The 21390-nt window shown below is 69.4% G+C and carries 14 protein-coding genes and 1 CRISPR repeat array (1 of these 15 running past the window's edge); of the genes, 8 read left to right on the top strand and 6 right to left on the bottom strand.

Annotated elements, in window-relative coordinates; all coding sequences use genetic code 11:
- Positions 1–71 precede the first annotated feature (71 nt).
- Positions 72–440, top strand: a complete 369-nt coding sequence (locus tag HUA74_RS06770; protein WP_174453881.1) for a response regulator — start codon at positions 72–74, stop codon at positions 438–440.
- Between the two features lie 13 nt (positions 441–453).
- Here the strand turns inward: HUA74_RS06770 and HUA74_RS06765 are convergent, their stop codons facing one another.
- The 6 genes from HUA74_RS06765 to HUA74_RS06740 form a co-directional block, all read right to left on the bottom strand.
- Positions 454–2901, bottom strand: coding sequence for a PAS domain S-box protein (locus tag HUA74_RS06765; protein ID WP_174453880.1), 2448 nt, complete (start codon positions 2899–2901; stop codon positions 454–456).
- A 131-nt stretch (positions 2902–3032) separates the two neighbouring features.
- Positions 3033–3278, bottom strand: a complete 246-nt coding sequence (locus HUA74_RS06760) for a hypothetical protein (protein ID WP_141640468.1) — start codon at positions 3276–3278, stop codon at positions 3033–3035.
- Positions 3279–3522: 244 nt separating this feature from the next.
- On the bottom strand, positions 3523–6765 hold the full coding sequence (locus HUA74_RS06755) for a bpX6 domain-containing protein (RefSeq protein WP_174453879.1): 3243 nt from the start codon (positions 6763–6765) through the stop codon (positions 3523–3525).
- Entirely contained in the window at positions 6762–8675 is a 1914-nt protein-coding gene (locus HUA74_RS06750) for a hypothetical protein (RefSeq protein WP_174453878.1), read from the bottom strand. The genes HUA74_RS06755 and HUA74_RS06750 overlap by 4 nt, the downstream gene beginning before the upstream one ends.
- Positions 8672–9142 carry a hypothetical protein gene (locus tag HUA74_RS06745; protein ID WP_174453877.1) on the bottom strand — a complete coding sequence of 157 codons (471 nt, stop codon included), beginning with the start codon at positions 9140–9142 and terminating at the stop codon, positions 8672–8674. The genes HUA74_RS06750 and HUA74_RS06745 overlap by 4 nt, the downstream gene beginning before the upstream one ends.
- 89 nt (positions 9143–9231) lie before the next feature.
- Positions 9232–10413, bottom strand: coding sequence for an AAA family ATPase (locus HUA74_RS06740; protein ID WP_174453876.1), 1182 nt, complete (start codon positions 10411–10413; stop codon positions 9232–9234).
- 231 nt (positions 10414–10644) lie between these two features.
- Between HUA74_RS06740 and HUA74_RS06735 the strand changes: the two genes are divergently transcribed.
- The 7 genes from HUA74_RS06735 (at position 10645) to HUA74_RS06705 (ending at position 19575) form a co-directional block, all read left to right on the top strand.
- Positions 10645–11238, top strand: a complete 594-nt coding sequence (locus HUA74_RS06735; RefSeq protein WP_174453875.1) for a hypothetical protein — start codon at positions 10645–10647, stop codon at positions 11236–11238.
- A 61-nt stretch (positions 11239–11299) separates the two neighbouring features.
- On the top strand, positions 11300–13246 hold the full coding sequence (locus HUA74_RS06730) for a gliding motility protein (protein ID WP_174453874.1): 1947 nt from the start codon (positions 11300–11302) through the stop codon (positions 13244–13246).
- Complete coding sequence (locus HUA74_RS06725; protein WP_174453873.1) at positions 13243–14886, top strand: SWIM zinc finger family protein; 1644 nt, start codon at positions 13243–13245, stop codon at positions 14884–14886. The genes HUA74_RS06730 and HUA74_RS06725 overlap by 4 nt, the downstream gene beginning before the upstream one ends.
- Positions 14887–15051: 165 nt before the next feature.
- Positions 15052–16329 (top strand): reverse transcriptase family protein, encoded by a 1278-nt coding sequence (locus HUA74_RS06720; RefSeq protein WP_174453872.1) that lies wholly within the window; start codon positions 15052–15054, stop codon positions 16327–16329.
- A gap of 142 nt (positions 16330–16471) precedes the next feature.
- The gene (locus HUA74_RS06715; protein WP_174453871.1) at positions 16472–16822 is read left to right on the top strand and encodes a calmodulin; all 351 of its coding nucleotides are present in this window, start codon (positions 16472–16474) and stop codon (positions 16820–16822) included.
- Positions 16823–16923: 101 nt separating this feature from the next.
- Entirely contained in the window at positions 16924–17610 is a 687-nt protein-coding gene (locus HUA74_RS06710; RefSeq protein ID WP_174453870.1) for a YqiA/YcfP family alpha/beta fold hydrolase, read from the top strand.
- 171 nt (positions 17611–17781) lie between these two features.
- Entirely contained in the window at positions 17782–19575 is a 1794-nt protein-coding gene (locus HUA74_RS06705; RefSeq protein WP_174453869.1) for a trypsin-like serine protease, read from the top strand.
- Between the two features lie 439 nt (positions 19576–20014).
- Positions 20015–21390: a CRISPR direct-repeat array (repeat unit 37 nt; unit sequence GTTTCAACCCACGCTCCTCGCGGTCACGAGGAGCGAC); it runs 2737 nt beyond the window's last position.

The raw sequence follows: 21390 nt of genomic DNA, 5'->3' as shown, positions 1-21390 counted from the left end.
CAGTCGTGACGTGGACGTATCGACGCAGTGCGGCTGGCGACCCTGGCCCTTCGGTACGAGTCTGAGTCTCCATGTGCACGCCAAGCCTCGTCCTCCTGGTCGAAGACCACGCCGATAGCCGGGAGCTGCTGGAGGAGTTCCTGACGATGGAAGGCTTCGCCGTGGAGACGGCGGGCAACGGCCAGACGGCATGGGAGCGCCTGAGGCGACTCCCCCGCCCGGACGCGGTGCTGCTGGACTTGATGATGCCGGTGATGAGCGGGTGGGAGCTGATGCGCCACGTCCGTGAGGACGCCAGGCTGAGCGCCCTGCCCGTCGTCGTCGTGTCCGGCGCGGGCAACAGCCAGCCGCTCCCCGAGGGCGTCCAGGCCGCGGTGCCCAAGCCGGTGGACCTCTGGGAGCTGCGCGCGACGCTCGCCCGCGTGGTGAACGCGGGCTGACGGCGCCGGCACGTCAGGCCGGGAGCGGCACGCGCGGGAGCGTCACCTTGAAGACGGTGCCGTCCGCCTCGGTGGAGGTCACCTGGATGTGGCCGCCGTGGCCCTTCACCACCTGCTCGACGATGTAGAGGCCCAGGCCCAGGCCCCCGCTGATGCTGCTGCCGGGGTGACTGCTCGTGGCGCGACGGAACGGGTCGAACAGGTGGGGCAGCGCTTCGGCGGAGATGGGCTCGCCGGGGTTGTGGACCTCCAGCACCACCGTGTCGCCCAGGTCCGACAGCGTGAGGGTGATGGGCGCGTCCGGCGCGCTGTACTGGAGCGCGTTGCCGCCCAGGTTGCTCACCACCTGGAGCAGCCGGTCGGCGTCCCACTGACCGTCATACCGGCCGGAGCCCCCCGCCACCCGCAGGGTGCGCTCCGGCCACGCGGCCTCCAGTTCCTCCACGCCCTGCCGCACCACCGCGCGCAAGTCTCCCGGCGTGCGCTGGATGGGGATGCCTCCGCCCAGCCGCCCGCGCGTGAAGTCGAGCAGCTCTGAAATCATCCGCGTCATCCGCGCGCTGGAGCGGGCGATGCGCGTGACGAAGCGGCGCTCGCGTTCCGCGAGCACCTCGCTGTGGAGCAGCTGCGTGGTGGACAGATGGATGGCGTTGAGGGGGTTGCGCAGGTCATGGCTGACGATGGCGATGAGGCGCTCGCCGAAGCGGGCCGCCTGGAGCTCGGCCTCCTGCGCGCGGCGGCGCTCGGTGACGTCCGCCAGCGTGGCGACCCCGGCGATGAGCTCTCCGTCCCTGTCGCGGATGGGCGCGCTGGAGACGAGCACGGTGAGCGTGTGGCCATCCTCGTGCTTCAGCATCGCCTCCTCGCCCTGCACCACCTCGCCGGTGCTCAGCGTGCGCGCCAGCGGCCACGCGTCCGGGGCATAGGGTGTCCCGTCCGGATGACAGGCGCCGTAGAGGGTGGCGAACGTGTCCACGTTGGACATGGGCTGGAAGGGGCGCCCGGTGAGCATGGCGACCTGCCGGTTGGCGAGCACCAGCCGGCCGCTGGCGGCGTCCGCGATGAAGACGCCCGCGGGCAATTGCTCCAGCACGGCGGCCAGCCGCGCGCGCTCCGATTCGATGGTGGACAGCAATCGCTGCCGGTCCGTCTCCACCGCGCGGCGTTGGGTGATGTCCAGCACGGTGGCCACGCGCCGCGACACCTTCCCCGTCTCGTCGCGAAAGGCCGTGACGTGGGAGAAGGCGGGGAAGCGGCTGCCATCCTTGCGCACGTGGAGCGACTCGTACTCGTGCGAGGGCTTGGAGTTCGCGGCGGCGGCGTGGCGCGGGAGCATGCCCCGGGCCTCGGGCGCGATTGTCGCCTCCAGCGGCTGGCCGATGAGTTCCTCCGGCGAGGCTCCGTGCATGCGCGCGAAGGCGGGATTCACGTCGAGCAGGGTGTCGTCCTCGGCGGACACCACGACGACGCCGACCCCCAGGCGGAAGAAGACCTCCTCCCAACGCCGCAGGCCGGCCTCGCTCTCGCGCAGGCGCTTCAGGGAAGCCTCCGCCTCCGCGCGGGCCTCGCGCTCGCGGTCCCGGGCCTGGCCCTGGGCGAGCAGTCCGGTGGCGCGCGACGCCATGGCGCGAAACAGCAGCAGGTCCTCCTCGGACAACTCGGTGCTGACGCGGCTGCCCATGAGGGCCACGCCGATGAGCACGTCGTTCAAGACGAGCGGGACGCCGTACAGCGCGCGCACGTCGGAGGTGCGCACCACGGCGGAGTGGGCCCGCTCGTCGCCGCTGGCGTCGTGTACCAGCAAGGGCTCGCGCGTCGCGGCGATGGTGCCGACGAAGCCCTGCCCCATGGGCACGAGCCCCCCGATGTCCACGCCTTCGCCCACGCCGCTCTCCACGCGCAGGAAGTCCTCGCCGTCGCGCAGCAGGACGACGGCCACGTCCACGGCGGCCACCGTCTCGCACAGCACCTGGAGCAGCCGGGGCAGGAAGCCCGCCACGTCGGGGCTGCCCAGCGCCGCCGCGCTGATGCGGTCCAGGGCCTGGATGGTGCGCTCGCGGGCGCGCGTGTAGCGACTGACTGCGGCGGCGACGGCCTCGTCCATCGCCTCGTGGAAGATGCGCTCCTCGTCGGGGCGGAGCGTGGCGTGGCCTCGCGCGGACCACAGGCGCAGCACGCAACCGCGCAGGAGCCGGTACTCGGTGACGACCTGTCGCAGGTCGAAGCCCTCGCCCAGGCGCTCCAGGGCGTGGTGGTCGCTGATGGCGCTCAGCCCCGAGGCCAGCTCCGCCTGGGGCTTTCGCATCATCCTCGCGATGCCCTCCAGCAACCCGGGCAGGCCGTCGCGGAGCGCGGGGCGCGTCAGGGCCTGGGCCGCGGGGATGGAGCGCACCTCCACCTCCCAGGCCTCCAGGATGGTGTCGCGGTTTTGAATCAGGAAGTCAGCCAGGGGAATGGGCAAGGGCGTGTCGAAGAGGGTGTTCCGGGCCGGGCACGACGTGCCGTGGGTCTAGCCACTCCCCCGCCCTTCGACAACCGCTCGGAAGCGATGCGCCATCCAGGCCACACTTCCGCCCGGGTTCGCGGCGTCCTTCAGTGCGACGTCGGCGCCATCACGTCCGTGAGCCGCAGCAGGCGGTGCTCCTGCTCCAGCAGATAGTGGACGCGGAAGCCGGAGCCCAACACCACCAACCCCACCTCCTCGGGCAACAACGGCCCCTCGAGCGGGAGTCCCGCGGCCAGCTCGGCCAGCTCGCCTTGAAGCTTCTGTCTCACCGGGGCAGGACACCGGTCGAGCGTTCGCAACGCAGGAGGAGAGAGCTGGAGACGCAGAGCCATGGTCCTACTCAGGGTGACCACCCCGGGCGCGCGTATCAAGATGTGCCATGGGTCCATGACACTGGTTCGCTTCCAACTTCAGCGAATCTGGATTTCCGGCGCTGCGTCGCGCGTCACGCCCGGGTTGTCCTCCACCGAACGCGAAGCCTGGGGTCTGGCGGACAGGACAGGAGGGCCGAGGTATCTGAAACAAGTCTCTCCTCCGACATCTTGTTTCAACCCCGACGTCAGGGGCCGATGCGGCTCACGCGGCGCCGACGTTGCGCACCGTGCCGTACTCCAGGTCCAGCCACAGCATCCTGCCCCGTGTGTCGAACATGAGCAGCGCGGTGTTGGTGAGGCGGACCTGGGGAGTCGGTGACCCCTCGAAGGTGAAGTTGAGCCGCGCGCGCATGACTTCACTGACGTCGAGCAGGCGGACCTGCCAGGCCCCGTCGAAGAGCGTCAGCTCCGCGCGCCACGACTCGGAGAGGAAGCACTTCACGCGCTCCAGGGACTCACCGACCACGGACATCGGCGCGGCGAAGCGCGGTCCTTGAGGCTTCACCCACAGCCAGTCCGCCTCTCCAGGGCGAGGGTACTCGCGGTCGCTGAAGTGGACGGAGGCGCGCACCTCGCCATCGGCGGTGATGGCGCAGGAGCGCAGCACGGCGGAGACACCCTTGCCGAGGGCCACGAACGGCTCACGCGAGCGCAGGGTGGGGCCGTCTTGCAGCGCATAGACCCAGCACTCCGCGTCGGTGGTCACGAAGCACAGGTGTGTCTCGTCCGCGGCCAGCATGGCGACGGGGCCAGGCACCTTCGACACCCGCCACAGGGCACGCGGCTCGGCGGCCTGCGCGTCCAGCATCATCACCGTGAGCTCCGAGGCGACGAACCATGTCTCACCGTCATACGTCGGCGCCCACGCGTGCATGGCCACGTCGCACCACGCGGTGGCCCGCCGCCGCACCACGTCCACGCGGGACACATGGTGCAGCTCGCCCCGACGCGCGATGGCCAGCACGCGGTCCCCATGGATGGAGGCGACCAGGGAGAAGGCCGGCACATCGAAGTGCGCCAGCCTGCGGCCCTCCGCGCTCAGCAACACCGCGCCCGCCTCGCCCAGCGCGAGCAGCAGCCGATCCGAGGGGAGCACCACCGCGTCATGGATGGCGAATGGCCCCGCGTCCCCGAGCGAGGCGGTCGCCTGCACCACGAAGCGGGTCCACGGGGACGGGACCTTGGGGGCCAGCGCGGGCAGGTCCGCGCGCAGCGCGCCGTCCGGCAGGTCCCTGAGCAAATAGGTGATGAAGTCGGTGGGCAAGTGGGCCGGAACCAGGGCCCTGTCCCTCATGAGGGCGCGCACGGTGGGCACGAGCAAGGCCGAGCGGACTCCGCAGGGAGGCTCGCTCGCCAGCGTCTGGGCGAAGGCCAGCCGCTCCGCCGCGCCATTCAGGGAGTCGTCGTCCAGCAGCGCGAGCACGCGGGCACGCGCCGCGTCGAGTCCTCCCGGAAGCGAGCCCGCCCACAGCGCCAGGAGTCGCGCGCCGCCCACGCCGCCCACGTCCACGCCACGCTCTATCCACTCGCGCGCCTGCTCCCGAGCCGCCTGCACCGGCCAGATGGCCTCGACGGCCTGGACCCAGCTTCCCGCCTCGGCGCGAGACTGGCCCCACAGCAGACGCAGCTCATGTGCCTCCGCGAAATGCGTGCTCTCCAGGCGCAGCACCGCGTCCTCGAAGCAGCCGCTGCGCCGGGCGATGGCCTTCGCGCGCTGTGGGTCCTTCGCGAGAAACCACTGACGCACCACCAGACCGGGTGCCAGGGCACGCCCCTCGGCCAGCTCCGCCGCGAGCTTGAAGCGACGGTGTCGCTCCAGGAAGGCGACGGCTTCCTCGTGCGCGCCGAGCAACTCGGAGAGGATGAACGCGGCCTCCTCGATGCGACCCTCGCGCTCGAAGCGCTGCAAGGCCGCGCGGTAGCGCTGCCGGAGTGCCTCGTAGAGCGCGTCGCCTCCAGCGAAAGTGGCGGCGGGGCCGCGCGGGCCGAGCTGGAGCTTGAGGTCCTCTCGCGGTCCCGGGAGCCCGAGCGCCTCGCGCGTGTCGTCGTTCTGCTTCTGATTCAACGGGATGGCATGGCGCAGCGCCTCGTGCAGGTCCCCACCCTCGAACATCTCGAAGAGGCGACGCAGGTACTCCGCCTTGCGCCGGCCGAGCAGCTCGCCCAGCGGAGTGTGTCGCAGCAGCCACTGAGACAGGCGCGCCAGAGCCCCCGGGCCTGGAGGAGGCCCCGCATTCCGAGGTGACGTCTGGCCACCACGAGCGCCACTTCCACCGCCCGCCGCCTTCGCCGTCGAGCGCGGCCGGAGCGCCGCCCACAGTCGGCCCAACAGGGAGGGAGTCCTCGGAGCCAGGACCTCGCGCCGCGAGCCCGACGAGGAGGAGCCCTTGCCTTCACCCGAGGGCAGCGCGCCCGCCGTGGAGGGAGTGTTCCTCAGCCACGCCGCGAGGCGGCCAAGCCACCTGCTTCCTGTTCCTCCACCCTCACCCTCCGCTGTCTCCGCCTTCGATGCGGACCCCCATAGGGCGCGCAGTTGCGACAACACTCCAGCGCGCGCGACGACGCCGTCACCGCTGGAGCCCGACGACGCGGCACTCCGGCCCGTCCATGCGGAGCGCAGCCGCGACAGCAGTCCAGGACGCGCGCCCGACCCCTTCACTCCGGCGGCCTGTCCCGTCCATGCGGAGCGCAGCCGCGACAGCAGTCCAGGCCGCGTGCCCGACCCCTTCACTTCGGCGGCCTGTCCCGTCCATGCGGAGCGCAGTCGCGACAGCAGTCCAGGACGCGTGCCCGGCCCCTTCACTTCGGCGGCCTGTCCCTTCCATGCGGAGCGCAGCCGAGCCAGCAGTCCAGGACGCTCGGCCACGACGGCATCGGAAGGGGGCGCACGTCCCTCCATGCGCGCGAGCACCACCCGTGCTTCATCGGACGGCTCGGGAATGGAGCCACCGAAGGAGGCGCGTGTGACAGGCGCCACGGGCTCCACCGCGGCTGCCACGGGTGGAGGTGGCGCGCCCAGGCTCCGCGTGGGCAGCACCGTCCACGCGGACACGTCGAACCACGAGGACAGGTCCACGACCCGCGCGCTCGACAGCGGATGGACCCGGGCGACGCCCGCTCGCACGAGCACGAGCGAGTCACGCGGCGCACCCAACCGCGCCCACTCCGAGGCAGCCAGCGGCGCGGAGGTGAGCACACCGCCTTCGAGCGTGAGGGGCAGACCCGGGCTCGACCCCGTCGAGACCCGCTGAGCACAGTGAAGCCGCAGCAGATAACCCTCCGCCACGAACAGCACGGACGCGCCCGGCGCCCACAACGCCATCACCCGCCGCCGAGCCTCCTGCTCGCCGAGCAGCTCCGGGTCGAACCAGAACGCCGAGGCACTCACCGTGCCCCGGTGCACATGCTGACGCGGCGCCGCCCTCGCGTGGGCGAAGCGCCTCATATGCCCTCCGCCGTCGCGCGATAGCGCACGTGTCCGTCACGAAGGTCCAGCAACACCAGCTCCCCGGTCTGCGTGAGCCAGCCGAGCAGCGACGTGGTGTGGCTGAGCTCCGCGTGCACCACCGGAGCCGAGGCCTGAGCAAGCACGTGGTGGCCGGTCGCGCCGAACCACGACAAGGTGCGCTCATCCGGCCCCAGCACCACCAGCCCGGCCTGCCCTGGAGAGCCATGGCAGCATCCCACGCCGACCACGTGGAAGCCTTGAGGCACCGGGAGGTCCTGGACAGAACCCTCGAGAAACAGTCGCCACACTCTCGGCCCGTGACTCATCGCGAGCAACCCCGAGTCCCCAGGCACCTTGACTCCGACGGCGTGACCGAAGAAGGCCTCCCCCCCCCGGGCCTCCAGCACCGTGCTCGTCGACGCGTCCGGCCCCACGACATGGAGCGTCGTCCGCGAAGGCAAGGGCTGCCCCTCCGAGGGCGCGATGTAGACAGGCTTGCAGACATTGGGCGGATACGGAGACACGGGATAGAGGCTGTGCAACCCCGTGCCCACGCGAACGCTGGGGCCACTGCGGACGTAGACGAGCTTGCCGTGGACCCGGGCCATCGCCGTCACCGAATTGTCCAGCGCCATCAACTCGACGCGATGCTCGGCCTTGACCAGGTAGACGAGGAAGAGCTCTCCGCTCCGCGTCAGCAGCAGGACCGACTCCCCATCGCGGTCCCTCCACGAGAACAGCCGGCCGGGGCCTCCGTGCGCGACGGGAAGCTCCGACGCGTGGCCCGGCGTCCACCGCTCGGACACCGGGCGCCGCTCACCCGCGTCGGCCCGGGGAGGCTGGGGCTTGAGCGTGCCATGGAGGACATAGCGGTCCGGCCGTTCCATCAACGCGAGCAGTCCGCCATTCGAGCGCCACCCTGCGGCGAGCATCAGATGACCGGGCTGAAGCCTCATGCGCCGAGGTCGGGGCGCGGTGGAGCTGGACGAGTCGGGAATCGCCATCGCGGACACGCCGCCGTCGGAGTGGAACATCACCAGCCGGAAGCCGTCCGCCGAGAAGTGGAACGAGCGGGCCTTCTGGCCTCCGGCCATCGACACGGGCTTCGCGACGCGACTCTGGAACGGGTCTCTCAGCAGACGAATGCTGTCGTCGGGAGGCGGCAGGTCCAGCACGACTGAACGCACCGGACGGGAAGCGGGACGCACGTCCACGGTGAGCTTGCGCACCTCGGGGGCCAGCACCTCCGTCACCTCGATGCGGGACATCGACTCCGCACCGGGCAGCCGTGCGAGGCGAGCACTCCCCACCAGCCACGTCTCTTCCGGCGCATCGCCCAGGGACAGGGCCTCATGCCATGCGGCGAGTCGCTCGGCGGCGGGTGGATCCACGTCGCGTGCGGAGAGCCAGGAGAGCAGCACGCTGGGAGTCACCTCGGAATAGGTGCCCCGCTCGGGCGGAGCCTGGAGCACGCCCCACGCGAAGGAGGCCCCGGCGGCCTGGGCACGGCGGGCCATGACGATGAGCAGCGCGAGGTGTGCGATGCGAGGGTTGCCAAGCTGGTCGGGCCCCGCGTCCAGCAACACGACGGTGCGGCGAGCGCCCTGCGGCTGACGGAAGGCGGGCTTGAGAAAGGACAGCTCCCCGAAGGCGGCGCGGCGCACCAGCTCGTCCGGAGCCTCCAGGGCCCACAGCCACTCACTGACGAGCAGCCGGTCGAACGAGCCCCGGCGGGTGATTCCGTCATAGCCCTGGGGCTCGCCACCGGCGGTCTCTCCGCGCGGGCGCAACGCCCCCATGGCCGCGGACAGCCGGGCCACGAACGGCCCCAGGTGCGTGGCCATTTCCTCGGGGAACAGCGCGAGCGACTCCGCCCACGGGCGCAGCACGGGAGGCAGTGAGCTCATGACGCCCCTTCCCTTCCCGCGCCGGCTTCCTCGCTCGCGAGCCAAGCGACGAGCGTGGGGCGATGCACCGGCCGAGCCGAGGCCACCGAGACGAGCTGAAACGAGCCAGGAAGCACGGCGAGCTGCGTGGCGGTGTCCCCCGCCAGCGCCAGCAACGCACGCTCCAGCAGCGAGGCCACCACGTCCGGCGCGAGCGCACAGGGCAGCAGCAGTGACGGCGCGGCGCTGTCGCGGCCCAGGTACAGGGCGCCATCCACCCACGGCAGGGACTCCGCCGCGCCCAGCAGCACGAGGACGCCCTGCCCCGCGACACCGCGCCACGCCCCCAGCTTCGCGTCGTCCTCCCGAAGGGCCCGTCGCGCGAGCACGCGCGCCACCTCTCCCACGCCGATGACGGCGAGCGGCTCCAGCGCCTCCGCGCGCGGTCCCCAGCGCACCGGCAGGGCCCCCTGACTTTCACTGCTCATGACTCCACTCCACCGCCCTCTCGCACGTCTTGAAGACCCGTCCCCCGCGTCGTCGACGCGGACCGCGCCGCCAGTCGTCACATCTCCGGTCAGGAGAGCCCGGCGCCGCGAGCCTCCAGCGACACCGGAGACACGAGCGCGAGCGCCTCCGTGAGCCCGGCGCGCAGGACCTTCAGGTCCTCGGTGAGGAACTCGGGAGCGAAGCTCGCGTCCATCTCCCTCGCCACGCCCTCCAGCTTGAGGTGCCACGCGGCGAAGGCCTCGGCGTCGGTGTCGCTGGGGCGCTCGGCGAGCAGCACCTGCCCCGCCTGGACGATTCGCTGAGCCCGAGCCCACGGCCCCGCGCTGGCCTCCAGCGCCGCCGCCGAGAGGGCAGGGTTCTCCGTCGCCGCGAGAAACTCCCTCAACACCTCCCGAGCGAGCGCCTGTCCTTCCTTCGTCGGCACCGCGTACACGAGCGGCCACAAGTCCGCGGTGCTCGGCACGGAGCGCCCCGCGAGCACGGCCGCGGCGGCCACCAGTCGCTGCACCTTCACCGCGCGCCGGTCCGACAGCGACAGCCCCGCCGCGCGCAGGGAGCGCAGCGCGTGGGCCAGATGCGGACGCACGGGGGCCAGGTCCGCCTCGCGCGCCGCCTGCGCGAGTACATCCAGCGCGGCCAGGGAGGCGCGGCGTCCCGTCCCCTCGCCCCACAGCGAGGCCCCGCCCGCGAGCAGGTCCTCCAGGCGCGGGTCCGGCACGGGCTCGACGAAGATGCGCGCCAGGAAGCGGTCCGCGAACGCGGCGAGCGACTCATCCTCGGGCAGCGCGTTGGCGGCGCCCACGCAGACACGCAAGGGGCAGCGCATGCGCGTGTGGCCCCGGCGGAACGTGCGCTCGTTGAGCAGGCCCAGCAGCGTGTTCAGGATGGCGGTGGAGCCGAGGAAGACCTCGTCGAGGAAGGCGACATCCGCCTCCGGCAGCATGCCCGTGGTCTCCGTCTCCACCAGACCCTCGCGCAGCTTGCGCAGGTCCACGGGGCCGAACAACTCGGAGGGCTCGGTGAAGCGGCCCAGCAGGTACTCGAAGTAGGAGCCCCCCAGCGCGCGGGCGGTGCGGCGCACGGCCTCGCTCTTCGCGGTACCGGGGGGACCGATGACCAGCAGGTGCTCACCGGCGACGGCGGACAGCGCGATGAGCTCCACCATGGCCTCGCGCTCGACGAGCCCCTGTCCCGCGTCGGAGAGGGCGTCGCGGACGGCGGTGGCCGCGGCTTCAAAGGTGACGGACATGAACGAAAGCCTAACCGCCGGACTCCGCCGGCGCGAAGAGCACCCACCCCCCTTGAAGGAATACCAGCGGACGTCCACCGGCCTCGCGGTACCGGGACGCCTGCTCGTCGACGGTGAAGGCCGGGGGCGGGCGCGGGAGCGGGGCGTCCTCCCGTGACGGAGGGCGGTTGGCTTCATGACACGGAGTCCCACTTCATGCTCCGGGCGCGAGTCGGACATAGACTGGCCTCCATGAAAAAGGTGTCGAAGTGGGTGGCGCTGGTGGGCGTGCTGGGCGTGGGCACCCAGGCGGTGGCGGACGGTTGGAATGGTCATGCCTCGCTGGGCGCGGGAATCTCCCTGGACCATTTGAGTGACTTCAGCGCGAAGGGACCCGCGCTGCATGCCTACCTGGGCGTGGAGTCTCCGCCGGGGCTGTCCCTGGGGCTGCTGGCCGAAGTCTCCGAGACGTGGGGCACGGAGCTGCGCGACGCGGCGAGGGACAACCGGCTGGAGCGCACGCAACTGGATTACAAGGCGGTGGGAATCGAGGCGCGGCTGCGCTTCTTCCGGGACAAGCCCATCACCCCCTGGGTGGGCGCGCGGCTGTCGAAGAGTTGGGGCAGCACCTTCACCCCGGACGCGATGGGCAACTTCCTGCGAGAGAACGTGGACACCACGAGCATGGCCTTCCGCCTGGGCGTGGATGGCTGGTTCAGCGAGCACTGGGGCATCTCCGCCGCCACGGCCTTCCAGTTCTGTGACGTGAAGCTCACGAAGGACTCGGTGGACGAGTGCGCCAAGCTGATTCAGTCGGTGATTGTGGGCCCGGTGCTGCGCTTCTGAGGCACCGCCGGGCGAACTGTCCTGGTGCGCGGCCTGACTCGGCCGGTGTAGAAAACCAGGCGTGAGCGAGAGCTGGGAGCAGCGGGCAAGACGCGAGGCGCGGGAGATGGAAGCCGCCATCCGGAGCGCCCTCGCGCGAAGACAGTCGGACCTGGAGCTTCGCGCGGAGCTGGAGTCGCTGGCCCGGCGGCCCCGCTTCCAGAGCTGCCCCTGGCTGTGGGGACCGGCGCTGCATGTGAGGGACCGCGTCCTCTTCCGTCCGCTCATCCTCTCCTGGCTGGTGCCGGTCAACGTCACGGCGAGCGGGAAGTTGTTCGACCCGTGGAAGAGTGAGTACGCCGCCGCGCTGGAGACGTGGCTGTCGGACGCGGACCGCGCCGACGACGTGGCCGTGTTCCGCAAGCTGTACGGCTGGAAGCTGCAGGGCCTGGGCAAGCTGCAGGAGGCGGTGTGGCGCGAGGACGTCACGCGACGCTTCCGGGGCGCGAAGACGCGCGGCGCACGGCACCTCGAGTTGAGCAAGGTGGAGCAACCTCTCCTCCGGCTGGATGAGGCGACGGCGCTCGAATTGGACGCGGTGGACCCGGAGGCGGCGCGGCCCTTCATCCGTCAACACCTGCCCTTCACGCAGAACACCTGGTCCCCGTCGAAGAAGCCGCTTCCGATGTGGGGTACCTATCGGGAGCGCCTCTTCGCCAGGGGCGACACGGAGCAGGCCTGGACGGTGTATCGCCGGCTGGTGTCCGAGGAGACGTGGCGTCGGGACGTCATGGCACTCACGGAGTCGGTGAAGGCGCCGGACGCGCTGGTGCGAGAGCTGGGCGAGCACCATCCGGAGTTCGCGCCCACCATGGCGGCCCACGTCTTCGTGGAGCTGGTGGAGAAGCGCGGGCGCGACGTGGTGCCCTATGTCCTGGAGAACCTGCGCTCGGTGTTCCCGAGGTGGGCCGGCAGGACGAGCATCCATGGGGTGAAGAACGCGAAGGCCCTGCCGGAGTTGCTCGAGCTGTGTCGGGTGCGCGGCTGGGAGGACGTGTGGGCGGCGGCGCTGCGCACCTCCTCGACGGAGGAGACGTTCGACACCGAGGTGCGCAAGCTGGTGAAGGACGCGGACCGGGACGAGCCCGTGGCGCGGCGGCGGCTCCTCCAGGTGGCGGGGGCAGGCGCCGAATGGAACCTGCCCGGCCTGGGCTTCGCGAGGGTGTTGCCGCTGAAGGACGCGACGGCGGTGGCGATGTACGAGCGCTTCCCGGAGCTGATGCGCGGCCCCTTCCGGATGCACGTCGCCTCCGGCTGGCATGCGGCATACCCGGAGCTGGTGGCGCGCGCGTTGGAGCAGCGCGATGAGGAGCTGCTGGACTTCATCGCGAGCCGCGCCGCCACGCAGTTCGTGCCCGAACATGGCGCGGACAAGCGCCAGAAGGAGTGGACGCGGGTGCTGGACGCGCTGGCCGAGCACTACGAGAAGTTGCCGAAGGAAGGCGGCGTGTTCGCGCGTCGAGCCGCCAACGCCCTGGGCGCCGTGCCCGCGTTCTCCATCTGGGACTTCGACCGGCTGCTGATGCGGAACCGGCTCACGAGGCTGTTCTTCCAGCGCTCGGATGACTTCTATCTGGCGGACCCGCTGGCGGTGAGGGACCTGCTGGAGGCGCCGCAGATTCACGTGCAGGCGCTCGCGTTCCGGCTCCTGGGGCGGGACTCGCCGCGCGCGAGGGCGCTGGCGATGCTCAACCTGGACCTGCTCCAGGCCACGCTGCTGAGGCCCCTGCACCGGCGCACGCGGCACGCGGCCTTCGACGCGCTGGCCAACGCGGCGTTGCATGACGTGGAGGCCGCGAGGATGTTGCTGCCCCGGATGCGAGACACCTTCGCGCTGCCGGACAAGCGCTATCCGAAGGAGGCCCTGGTGGAGCTGCTGGCGAAGGTGCTCACGCGCTGGCCGGAGCTGCGAGGCCCGTCGGAGACTCCGCGAGTCTTCTCCGCGTCCACGAAGGAGGCCCTGTCATGACGGTGGTCGACCTCCTCTACGCGACGCCGTCGGTCTTCGAGTCCACGCGGGAGCGCGCGCTGCTGGGCTTGTCGGTAGACCAGCATCGGCCGGTGCGCTTCCACGCGAAGGTGGCGAAGGACGTGCTGCCGATACGGCTGGCGCTCCAGGCGCTCGGGCAGCTCATCTGGCAATCGGACGAGTGGAGCTCGGAGTGGATGGGGGGATTGATGGACCCCATCATCACCGTGCACCCGGACCGCGTCTTCTTCGAGGCGTTCAGCCAGGACCAGAGTTCGTACGGAATGGTCATCGTGGACCGGAGCTGCTTCGCGCCCGAGGGCGAGGTGCGCTGCGGCACCACCAACGTGGACTTCACCGCGTGGCTGTGGGCGGCGCTGGCGGAGATGCGCTCCAGCCGGGAGACACACCTGCGCGTGGGTGCGGAGGGCTTCGAGGTCCGCACGCAGGGCGCGGGAGGACGCTTCGAACAGAAGGTGGAGGTGCCAGACGCGTGGGTGCGAGGCTTCCTCCAGCTCCAGGGCGGCATGGCGATGCCGGGCACGAAGCTGACGGTGAGGCCGGTGGACCTGCTATCGGCGGTGCGCTACCTCACCTTCACCAAGGCGAAGATGTCTCCCCGGGCGCTGCGCTACGTGCTCACTCCGGGTCAGGACGCGAAGCTGGTGCTGGAGCCGTGGGAGCACGAAGTGCCGTTGCGTGGCGCGACGCATGGCTCCACGGAGCCGCGCACGGTGCGCACGTGGGGTCGGCGGAGGCTGCGGCTGCTGGAGCCATTGCTGCCGTACGCGGACAAGGTGGACATCTACCTGAAGGGCCGGGCACTGCCGCACTTCTACGGGGTGCACCTGGGGCCGGGGGTTCGCTTCGTGCTCGGGCTGTCGGGGTGGACGGAGAACCGGTGGACGGGCACGGCGGGGATGGACCTGCTGCTGGAGCCGGGGCAGGACAGCGAGCTGACGGAGCGGGTGCTCGGGTTGTTGCGTGAGCGCGTGCACGCCTCCACGGACGAGGTCGCGCGGGCGCTGGGCGTGAGCAAGGCGCAAGCGGCGGAGGCGTTGGCGACACAGTGCGCGGCGGGGCGGGCGGTGTTCGACGTGGAGGCGCGGCACTGGCGGCACCGCGAGCTGTTCGCCACGCCCGTGAACCTGGGCCGGCTGTATCCACCGGATGTGCGGCGCGAGGAAGCCGAGCGCCTGGTGGCGGCGGACGTGGTGAAGGTGACGTCGGAGACGACGCGCGAGACACGCAAGGTGCGCAAGCTGCCGACACCCGAGGGCGCGGTGGTGCGCGAGGTGGTCCACCGCGACTGGGTGGTGCACGGGCACGTGGGGCCGCAGCAGGACGTGGAGCTGGTGTTGAACGACGAGGACCGGCTCCTCTTCGGCAAGTGCGGCTGTGAGTACTTCCGCGAGCATCTGATGAACCAGGGGCCGTGCGCGCACCTGCTGGCGTTGCTGCGGCTGGCGAAGGCGCGGCGCAAGGAGCTGGCGAGCTCGGTGCCGTCTTCGGCCGAGGCGCTCGCGGTGAGCACGACGGGAGCGGCGGCGCGGCGACCCAGGAACGAGGACGCCGACACGGACGAGGCGGACGACACCGAGGCGCTTGACGAGGACGGCGGCGATGACGATAACCGGTGATGCTCTCGGGAAGGGCCCGGGCTCGCGGATGAGCCGTCGGTGCCGTGGTGTTTCGCCGCGGCGGTGTTCTGTCTCCTTCTCTTCTCCAGGGTCCCAGCGTACGGAACGCAGGGAACCCCGGGTCCAGCGCCTCGCAGGTCGTCCCCTGGCCCCTCCCGGAGCACCATGAGCTGGCTCGATTGGTTCAAGGGGCTGTTCTCCCCCAAGCCGGTGACACGCGACGTCGCGCGGCTGGATGCATCCGAGCGAGATGCGCGAGGCCGTCCGGCGGACGTGGTGCGCGAGACGGTGGCCACGTCGGGGCCGCTGAAGCCCGGGCACCTGCGACAGATTCTGCGGGACGCGCGGCTGTTGCCCAAGGGCAAGCGCGTCTACACGCGGAAGCGCAAGCGGCTCTTCGCGGCGACCGAGGCGCGGCGTTTCTTCTCCACGGCGTTCCGGACGCGGAACCGGAACGTGCGCGATTTGCTGCCGGACGAGGCGCAGCTCGCGCGGTACGGGTTGCCGGTGTGGCGCACGGAGGAGGACGTGGCCACGGCGCTGCGTATCTCCGTGGGGCAGTTGCGGCACTACTCGACGCACCGGGCGCGGGAGCGCGTGTCGCACTACGTGACGTTCTCGGTGCCGAAGCGTTCGGGGGGCGTGCGGCTGTTGCATGCGCCGAAGCGGAGGCTCAAGGCGCTACAGCGAAGATTGCTGGCGGTGCTGGTGTCGAAGCTGCCGGTGAGTGCGCAGGCGCACGGCTTCGTGACGGGGCGCTCCATCAAGACGGGGGCGGCGCCGCACGTGGGCAAGCGGGTGGTGTTGAAGCTGGACCTGAAGGACTTCTTTCCGTCGGTGACGGTGAACCGGGTGCGAGGGTTGTTGTTGGCCTTCGGGTATGGCTATCCGGTGGCGGCGACGCTGGCGGTGTTGATGACGGAGGCGGAGCGTCAGCCGGTGGAGGTGGAGGGGACGGTGTTCCACGTGCCGGTGGGGCCACGAGTCTGCGTGCAGGGTGCGCCGACGAGTCCGGGGCTGTGCAACGCGGTGCTGACGCGGTTGGACCGGAGGCTGGCGGGCCTTTCGCGCAGGTATGGGTACACGTACACGCGTTACGCGGATGACCTGACGTTCTCGGGGGATGACCTGGGGGCGCTGGAGAAGGTGCGGGCGCTGGCCGCGAAGTACGTGACGGAAGAGGGCTTCGAGGTGAACCGCGAGAAGACGCGGGTGATGCGTCGAGGTGGGCGTCAGCGAGTCACGGGCGTCACGGTGAACGAGGGGCTGGGGTTGTCGCGGGAGGAGCGGCGCAAGCTGCGCGCGATGATTCACCAGGAGGACCGGGACGGTGGGGATGCGAAGCGCGGTGCGCGCATCGACGGGATGTTGGCGTATGTGGGGATGTTGAATCCCGAGCAGGCGGCTTGCCTCGCGAGGCGACGCAAGCCGCGAGGTGGGTGAGTCGCTGGACGGATTGAGGTGTGTGGTTTCGCAACCCCGCACCTGGAACTGAGAGGTTTTCCACTGCGGGGCGCGCGGGCGGTTTGTGGGTTGAGGAGGTGACCCTTTACATCGGGCGCCCCACCCTCACAGGAGTTGCGCCATGGCGACTGCCACCCGCTTCGCATTCACGCAGCCGAGCTCACCTGGGACCGAGTTCATCATCGAGCTGACGGACGACCAGACGATCAACCATGCACGGAAGATTCTCTCCGGCGAGGAGCAGAACGAAGTCCACGTGCATGGGCGAATCATCAAGAGGACGCAGCCGTACAATCCGAAGTTCTCGTTCCATCTGGACCCGACGACCATCCGGTTCTTCGCGATGGCCATCGAGGTCTGCGACGCGAACATGGTGTACGTGGAGGACCACCTGGATGAAGCGGGAGGTGCCTTCCTGCCGGGCAGCCACTGGTGCCCGTGGGACTCCAGGCTCACGCGTGAAGTGAAGTAGCGAGCGGCCTCGACGGGCCTCATGCCTCGGTTGAGCGCGGCTAACGCGGTCCGAGGGTGAGGCCCCGAGAGGATGCGGGCCTGACGGTACAGTGGGTGGTCATGAGTGACCTTCCGTCTGTCCCGGGGCCGGTGGCGCCGCGCTGGCTGTATCTGCATGGGTTCGCGTCGGGGCCTGACTCGGCCAAGGGAGTGGCCGTGGCGAGGCACTTCGAGGCGCGAGGCCACCATGTCGCGAGGCTGAACCTGCGAGTGCCCTCGATGGAGCAGCTCCGGTTGAGCGCGATGTTGGAGACGGTGCGGGCGGCGCTGGGGGAGAAGGAGGATCGGGCGGTGCTGTTCGGCTCCAGCCTGGGAGGCCTGACGGCGGCGAGAATCGCGGCGGAGGATGCGAGGGTGTGTGGGTTGGTGTTGCTGGCGCCGGCGTTCCATGTGGTTCCGCAGTTGCGGAAGCGGATGGGTGAGGCGGCGTGGGGACACTGGAAGACGTCGGGTTGGATTGAGACGGACGACTTCGCGGAGAAGCGCAAGGTGCGCATCCACTCGGGGTTCATCGAGGATGCGGAGGCGGTGGACGCGCGCACGGGAGGTTGGCCGGACGTGCGGGTGCCGACGCTGTTGATTCACGGGAAGGCGGACGACACGTGTGACATCCGTTACTCGCGCCAGTGGGCGGAGGGACGGAGGCATGTGCGGATGGTGGAGGTAGAGGACGGCCACGAGCTGACCGCGTCCCTGCCCCGCATCCTCGCGGAGTCGGAAGAGTTCCTGCGCCCGTGGGGGGCGTGACGCAGTGACTGGCTTTGGGTAGGCCTGGCGCAGGATTGAAGCGCGGCTGCTCAGGCCACACATGTGGGACTGAGTACCCCACGATGACTGTCTGACAAATCTGGCCTTTCGAGTGTCGGCGTGCGAGCCCGCGCAGTCTACTGCGCCCTTACCATGCACAGACCTCTATTCGTGGCGATTGCGGCTTCCCTGGCTTCGTGTGGCGGTGAGCAGTCAACGCTGAAGGAGAATGACAGAGGAAGCGAGAGCGACGTCTATCGCGACGGGGATGACTGGGCAGACGATGCAGGCGCCCACCCGCAGGTCCTCCGAATCATGGGGGCAGGAGGGTTCTGCACGGCGTGGCTGTCATCCAGCAACACGCTGACGACGAGTGCGCATTGTCTCGCGAACGCCACCAATTTCGTCGGATGGACCTACGACACATCGCAACAAAACTCCTCGACTGCCCAGTTCAACGCGCTGAAGAACCTGGGCTCCTCCATTGGGGGTTTCATTCATCCACTGGGTGGAGCCTGTCCCACCAATGAAGATGATTGCTGCTGGGGCGCGGACATCGTCGTGCTGGTCTTCGACCCGGTCAACGCGGTTCCTCGCAACGTCATGAGGCCGCTCGCCATCAAGGCCGCGACAGCGGATGAGCCAGAATGTGATGGAGCGGATCGATGTGTGATGATGGTCGGAACTGGCCTCACCGGCGAGGACGAGTGTCATGACGAGGACGCGACTCCTGCGACTCTCGACAGAGGAGCCACACAGCTGTTCCTGGAGTCGGGTCTCGGTAATGGTCACTGCCCCGCCAATGGCGGCATGCTCTACGGAGAGTATGACTACGACGACTCGTCGAGCTGCCAAGGAGACTCCGGGTCGCCCATCTTCTGGGGTGGGACCAATGAGGTCTTCGCCACGAATCGGGGGTCGGGAGGAGACGGTAGCGACGATGTCGTGGGTCCCGTGCTCTGGGTCGGCGGCGGAAATACCGCACGCGACTTCTTCATGCTCAGAGCAGGTGACCAGGATCAGGATGGCATTCAAGCGGCTCACGACAACTGTGACCGCACGCCGAATCCCGGTCAGGAGGACTGGAATGGCAATCAGGTTGGTGACGCGTGCGAAGACAGTGATGGCGATGGTCTCCTCGACAGCGAAGAGATCCTGAGAGGAACCGCGCCAGGCAACGCGGATACCGACGGTGACGGGCTCGGGGACGCGGCTGAGGTCCAGACCCATCTCACCAATCCCCTACTGCCAGACACGGACGGCGACGGGTTGACCGATGGCCTGGAGGTCCTGACCCACGGGACGAATCCGCTCGACGCCGACTCGGACGATGACGGGTTGACCGACGGCCAGGAGGTTCTGACCTACGGAACGAATCCGCTCGACGCTGATTCGGACGGTGACGGGTTGACCGACAGCCAGGAGATCCGGACCCACGGGACGAATCCGCTCGACTCCGACTCGGACAATGACGGGTTGACCGATGGCCCGGAGGTCCTGACCCACGGGACGAATCCACTCGACTCCGACTCGGACGATGACGGGTTGAATGATGGCCAGGAGGTCCTGACCTACGGGACGGACCCGCTCGACTCCGACACGGATAACGATTTGCTTGGAGACGGGTTTGAGGTCACGCACGCACTCGACCCGCTGAATGCGGACACGGATGGGGACGGGGTGATCGACGGGAGGGACACCGAGTGGATTGAAGCGGCGATCACCGCCCTCCCTGATTCGGCATTCAAGGCACCAGGTCATCGGAACTCGATCGCCGCGCACCTCGCCCAGGTCGAGCGGTTCGCGCAGCGAGGCGAGTTCGACAAGGCACTCCATCATCTCGGCACGCTGAGCACGCACGTCGATGGATGCGGGCCCACGGCGGACAACAATGACTGGCTTGTCGACTGCACGGCACAGCTCGAGGTCCGCGCGCTGCTCGATATGCTCGCCGCCAATCTCTGACCAGCGGGACGATTCCAACCGGAGCAGGCCACGGGAGTCCGGCCACCTCTCGAATCCTCAGGAAGATGAGGGCGGAGGCGGACGGACTCCTGAGGCAAGGGCATGGCCCCGGGTGAGCGGCGAGCACCTCGCGCAAACGAGGCAGCGCGAGTGTGACGCTGGAAGAAGAGTTCCCGGAGACCGGGGTCCACATCGAGTTCCACTCCCTCGGCCCGTTCAACGGCACGGCGAGGAACAAGGAGGGCCAAGCCCATCCGGGCGCCGTGGACAAGGTCAGCCCGGCGGGGCCGGGCGAAGTGCGGGCCCTCGTGGATGAGCAAGGTCGCTTCGTATTCGAACCCTTGCCCCATGGGACATACACGGTGAAGGTGCTGGCCGAAGGGTACCCGGACCGACACCACGAGTTGGAGCATCTGGACGACGCGCCGTTCGCCACGGTGTTTTAACCCAGGCTCCTTGAGATCACGAGGAGCGGCTTCCCACGCAAGGTCTCCGCCTGCATCCAGATGTTGTTTCAACCCACGCTCCTCGCGGTCACGAGAAGCGACTCAGCGCTCGCCGGTGGAGTCCCCAGAGACGCTGTTTCAACCCACACTCCTCGCGGTCACGAGGAGCGACAAGAGGATGCTCATCTGCGGCTTCACGTCGTCGATGTTTCAACCCACGCTCCTCGCAGTCACGAGGAGCGACTGGCCGGCCTCCTGGAGTCCGGCAGCTACTGCTCGTTTCAACCCACGCTCCTCGCGGTCACGAGGAGCGACTCGACCATCTGAGCATCCCAGGCGCCCTTCTGTTTCAACCCACGCTCCTCGCGGTCACGAGGAGCGACATGCGGGACCGGTGGAGGCGCGGCAAACCATCAAGTTTCAACCCACGCTCCTCGCGGTCACGAGGAGCGACCGTCGGCCGCAGACACGGTGATGCGCCAGCCGCCGTTTCAACCCACGCTCCTCGCGGTCACGAGGAGCGACGGCACGCAAAGGCTCCGCGTACACCGAACCCGCGTTTCAACCCACGCTCCTCGCGGTCACGAGGAGCGACCGGGGCGGAGAACTTGTCACCGAGCTCGAATTGGTTTCAACCCACGCTCCTCGCGGTCACGAGGAGCGACGGAGTCAGCCCGGCTCGTGGCTAAGGCGGAAGCCGTTTCAACCCACGCTCCTCGCGGTCACGAGGAGCGACTCAGCCGCTGACGGCTGGGCGTCCGTCCAGACGATGTTTCAACCCACGCTCCTCGCGGTCACGAGGAGCGACCCCGCGTGCCGTCGGGCGTGCATGCCATGAGAGCGTTTCAACCCACGCTCCTCGCGGTCACGAGGAACGACCACCTCGGGGCTGGCCTCCTGCGCCCAGAATTCGTTTCAACCCACGCTCCTCGCGATCACGAGGAACGACGTTGCTCTCGCGAGGCGGGGGTAGGCCGTGGCGTTTCACCCCACGCTCCTCGCGGTCACGAGGAACGACTCGACCATGACGCGTGAGGGCCCCTCTTCGGTCGTTTCAACCCACGCTCCTCGCGGTCACGAGGAACGACTTCTGAACGGGAACGCCATCCAGATAGATGCCCTTGTTTCAACCCACGCTCCTCGCGGTCACGAGGAACGACTTCCACGGCAGAGAGGTCCGGCGTCAGGTAGGAGTTTCAACCCACTCTCCTCGCGGTCACGAAGAACGACTTCCCGCCCTGGGCCCCGCCCCTCTGACAACACCTTGTTTCAACCCACGCCCCTCGCGGTCACGAGGAACGACCTCAACCGAAACTCGGACGACGACACGATGCCGTTTCAACCCACGCTCCTCGCGGTCACGAGGAAC

The organism is Myxococcus sp. CA051A (assembly GCF_013336705.1).
In the GTDB taxonomy this organism is placed as follows: Bacteria; Myxococcota; Myxococcia; order Myxococcales; family Myxococcaceae; genus Myxococcus; species Myxococcus llanfairpwllgwyngyllgogerychwyrndrobwllllantysiliogogogochensis.
The sequence above is the reverse complement of the archived record's forward strand: the minus strand, read 5'-3'. Positions and strand labels throughout refer to the sequence as shown.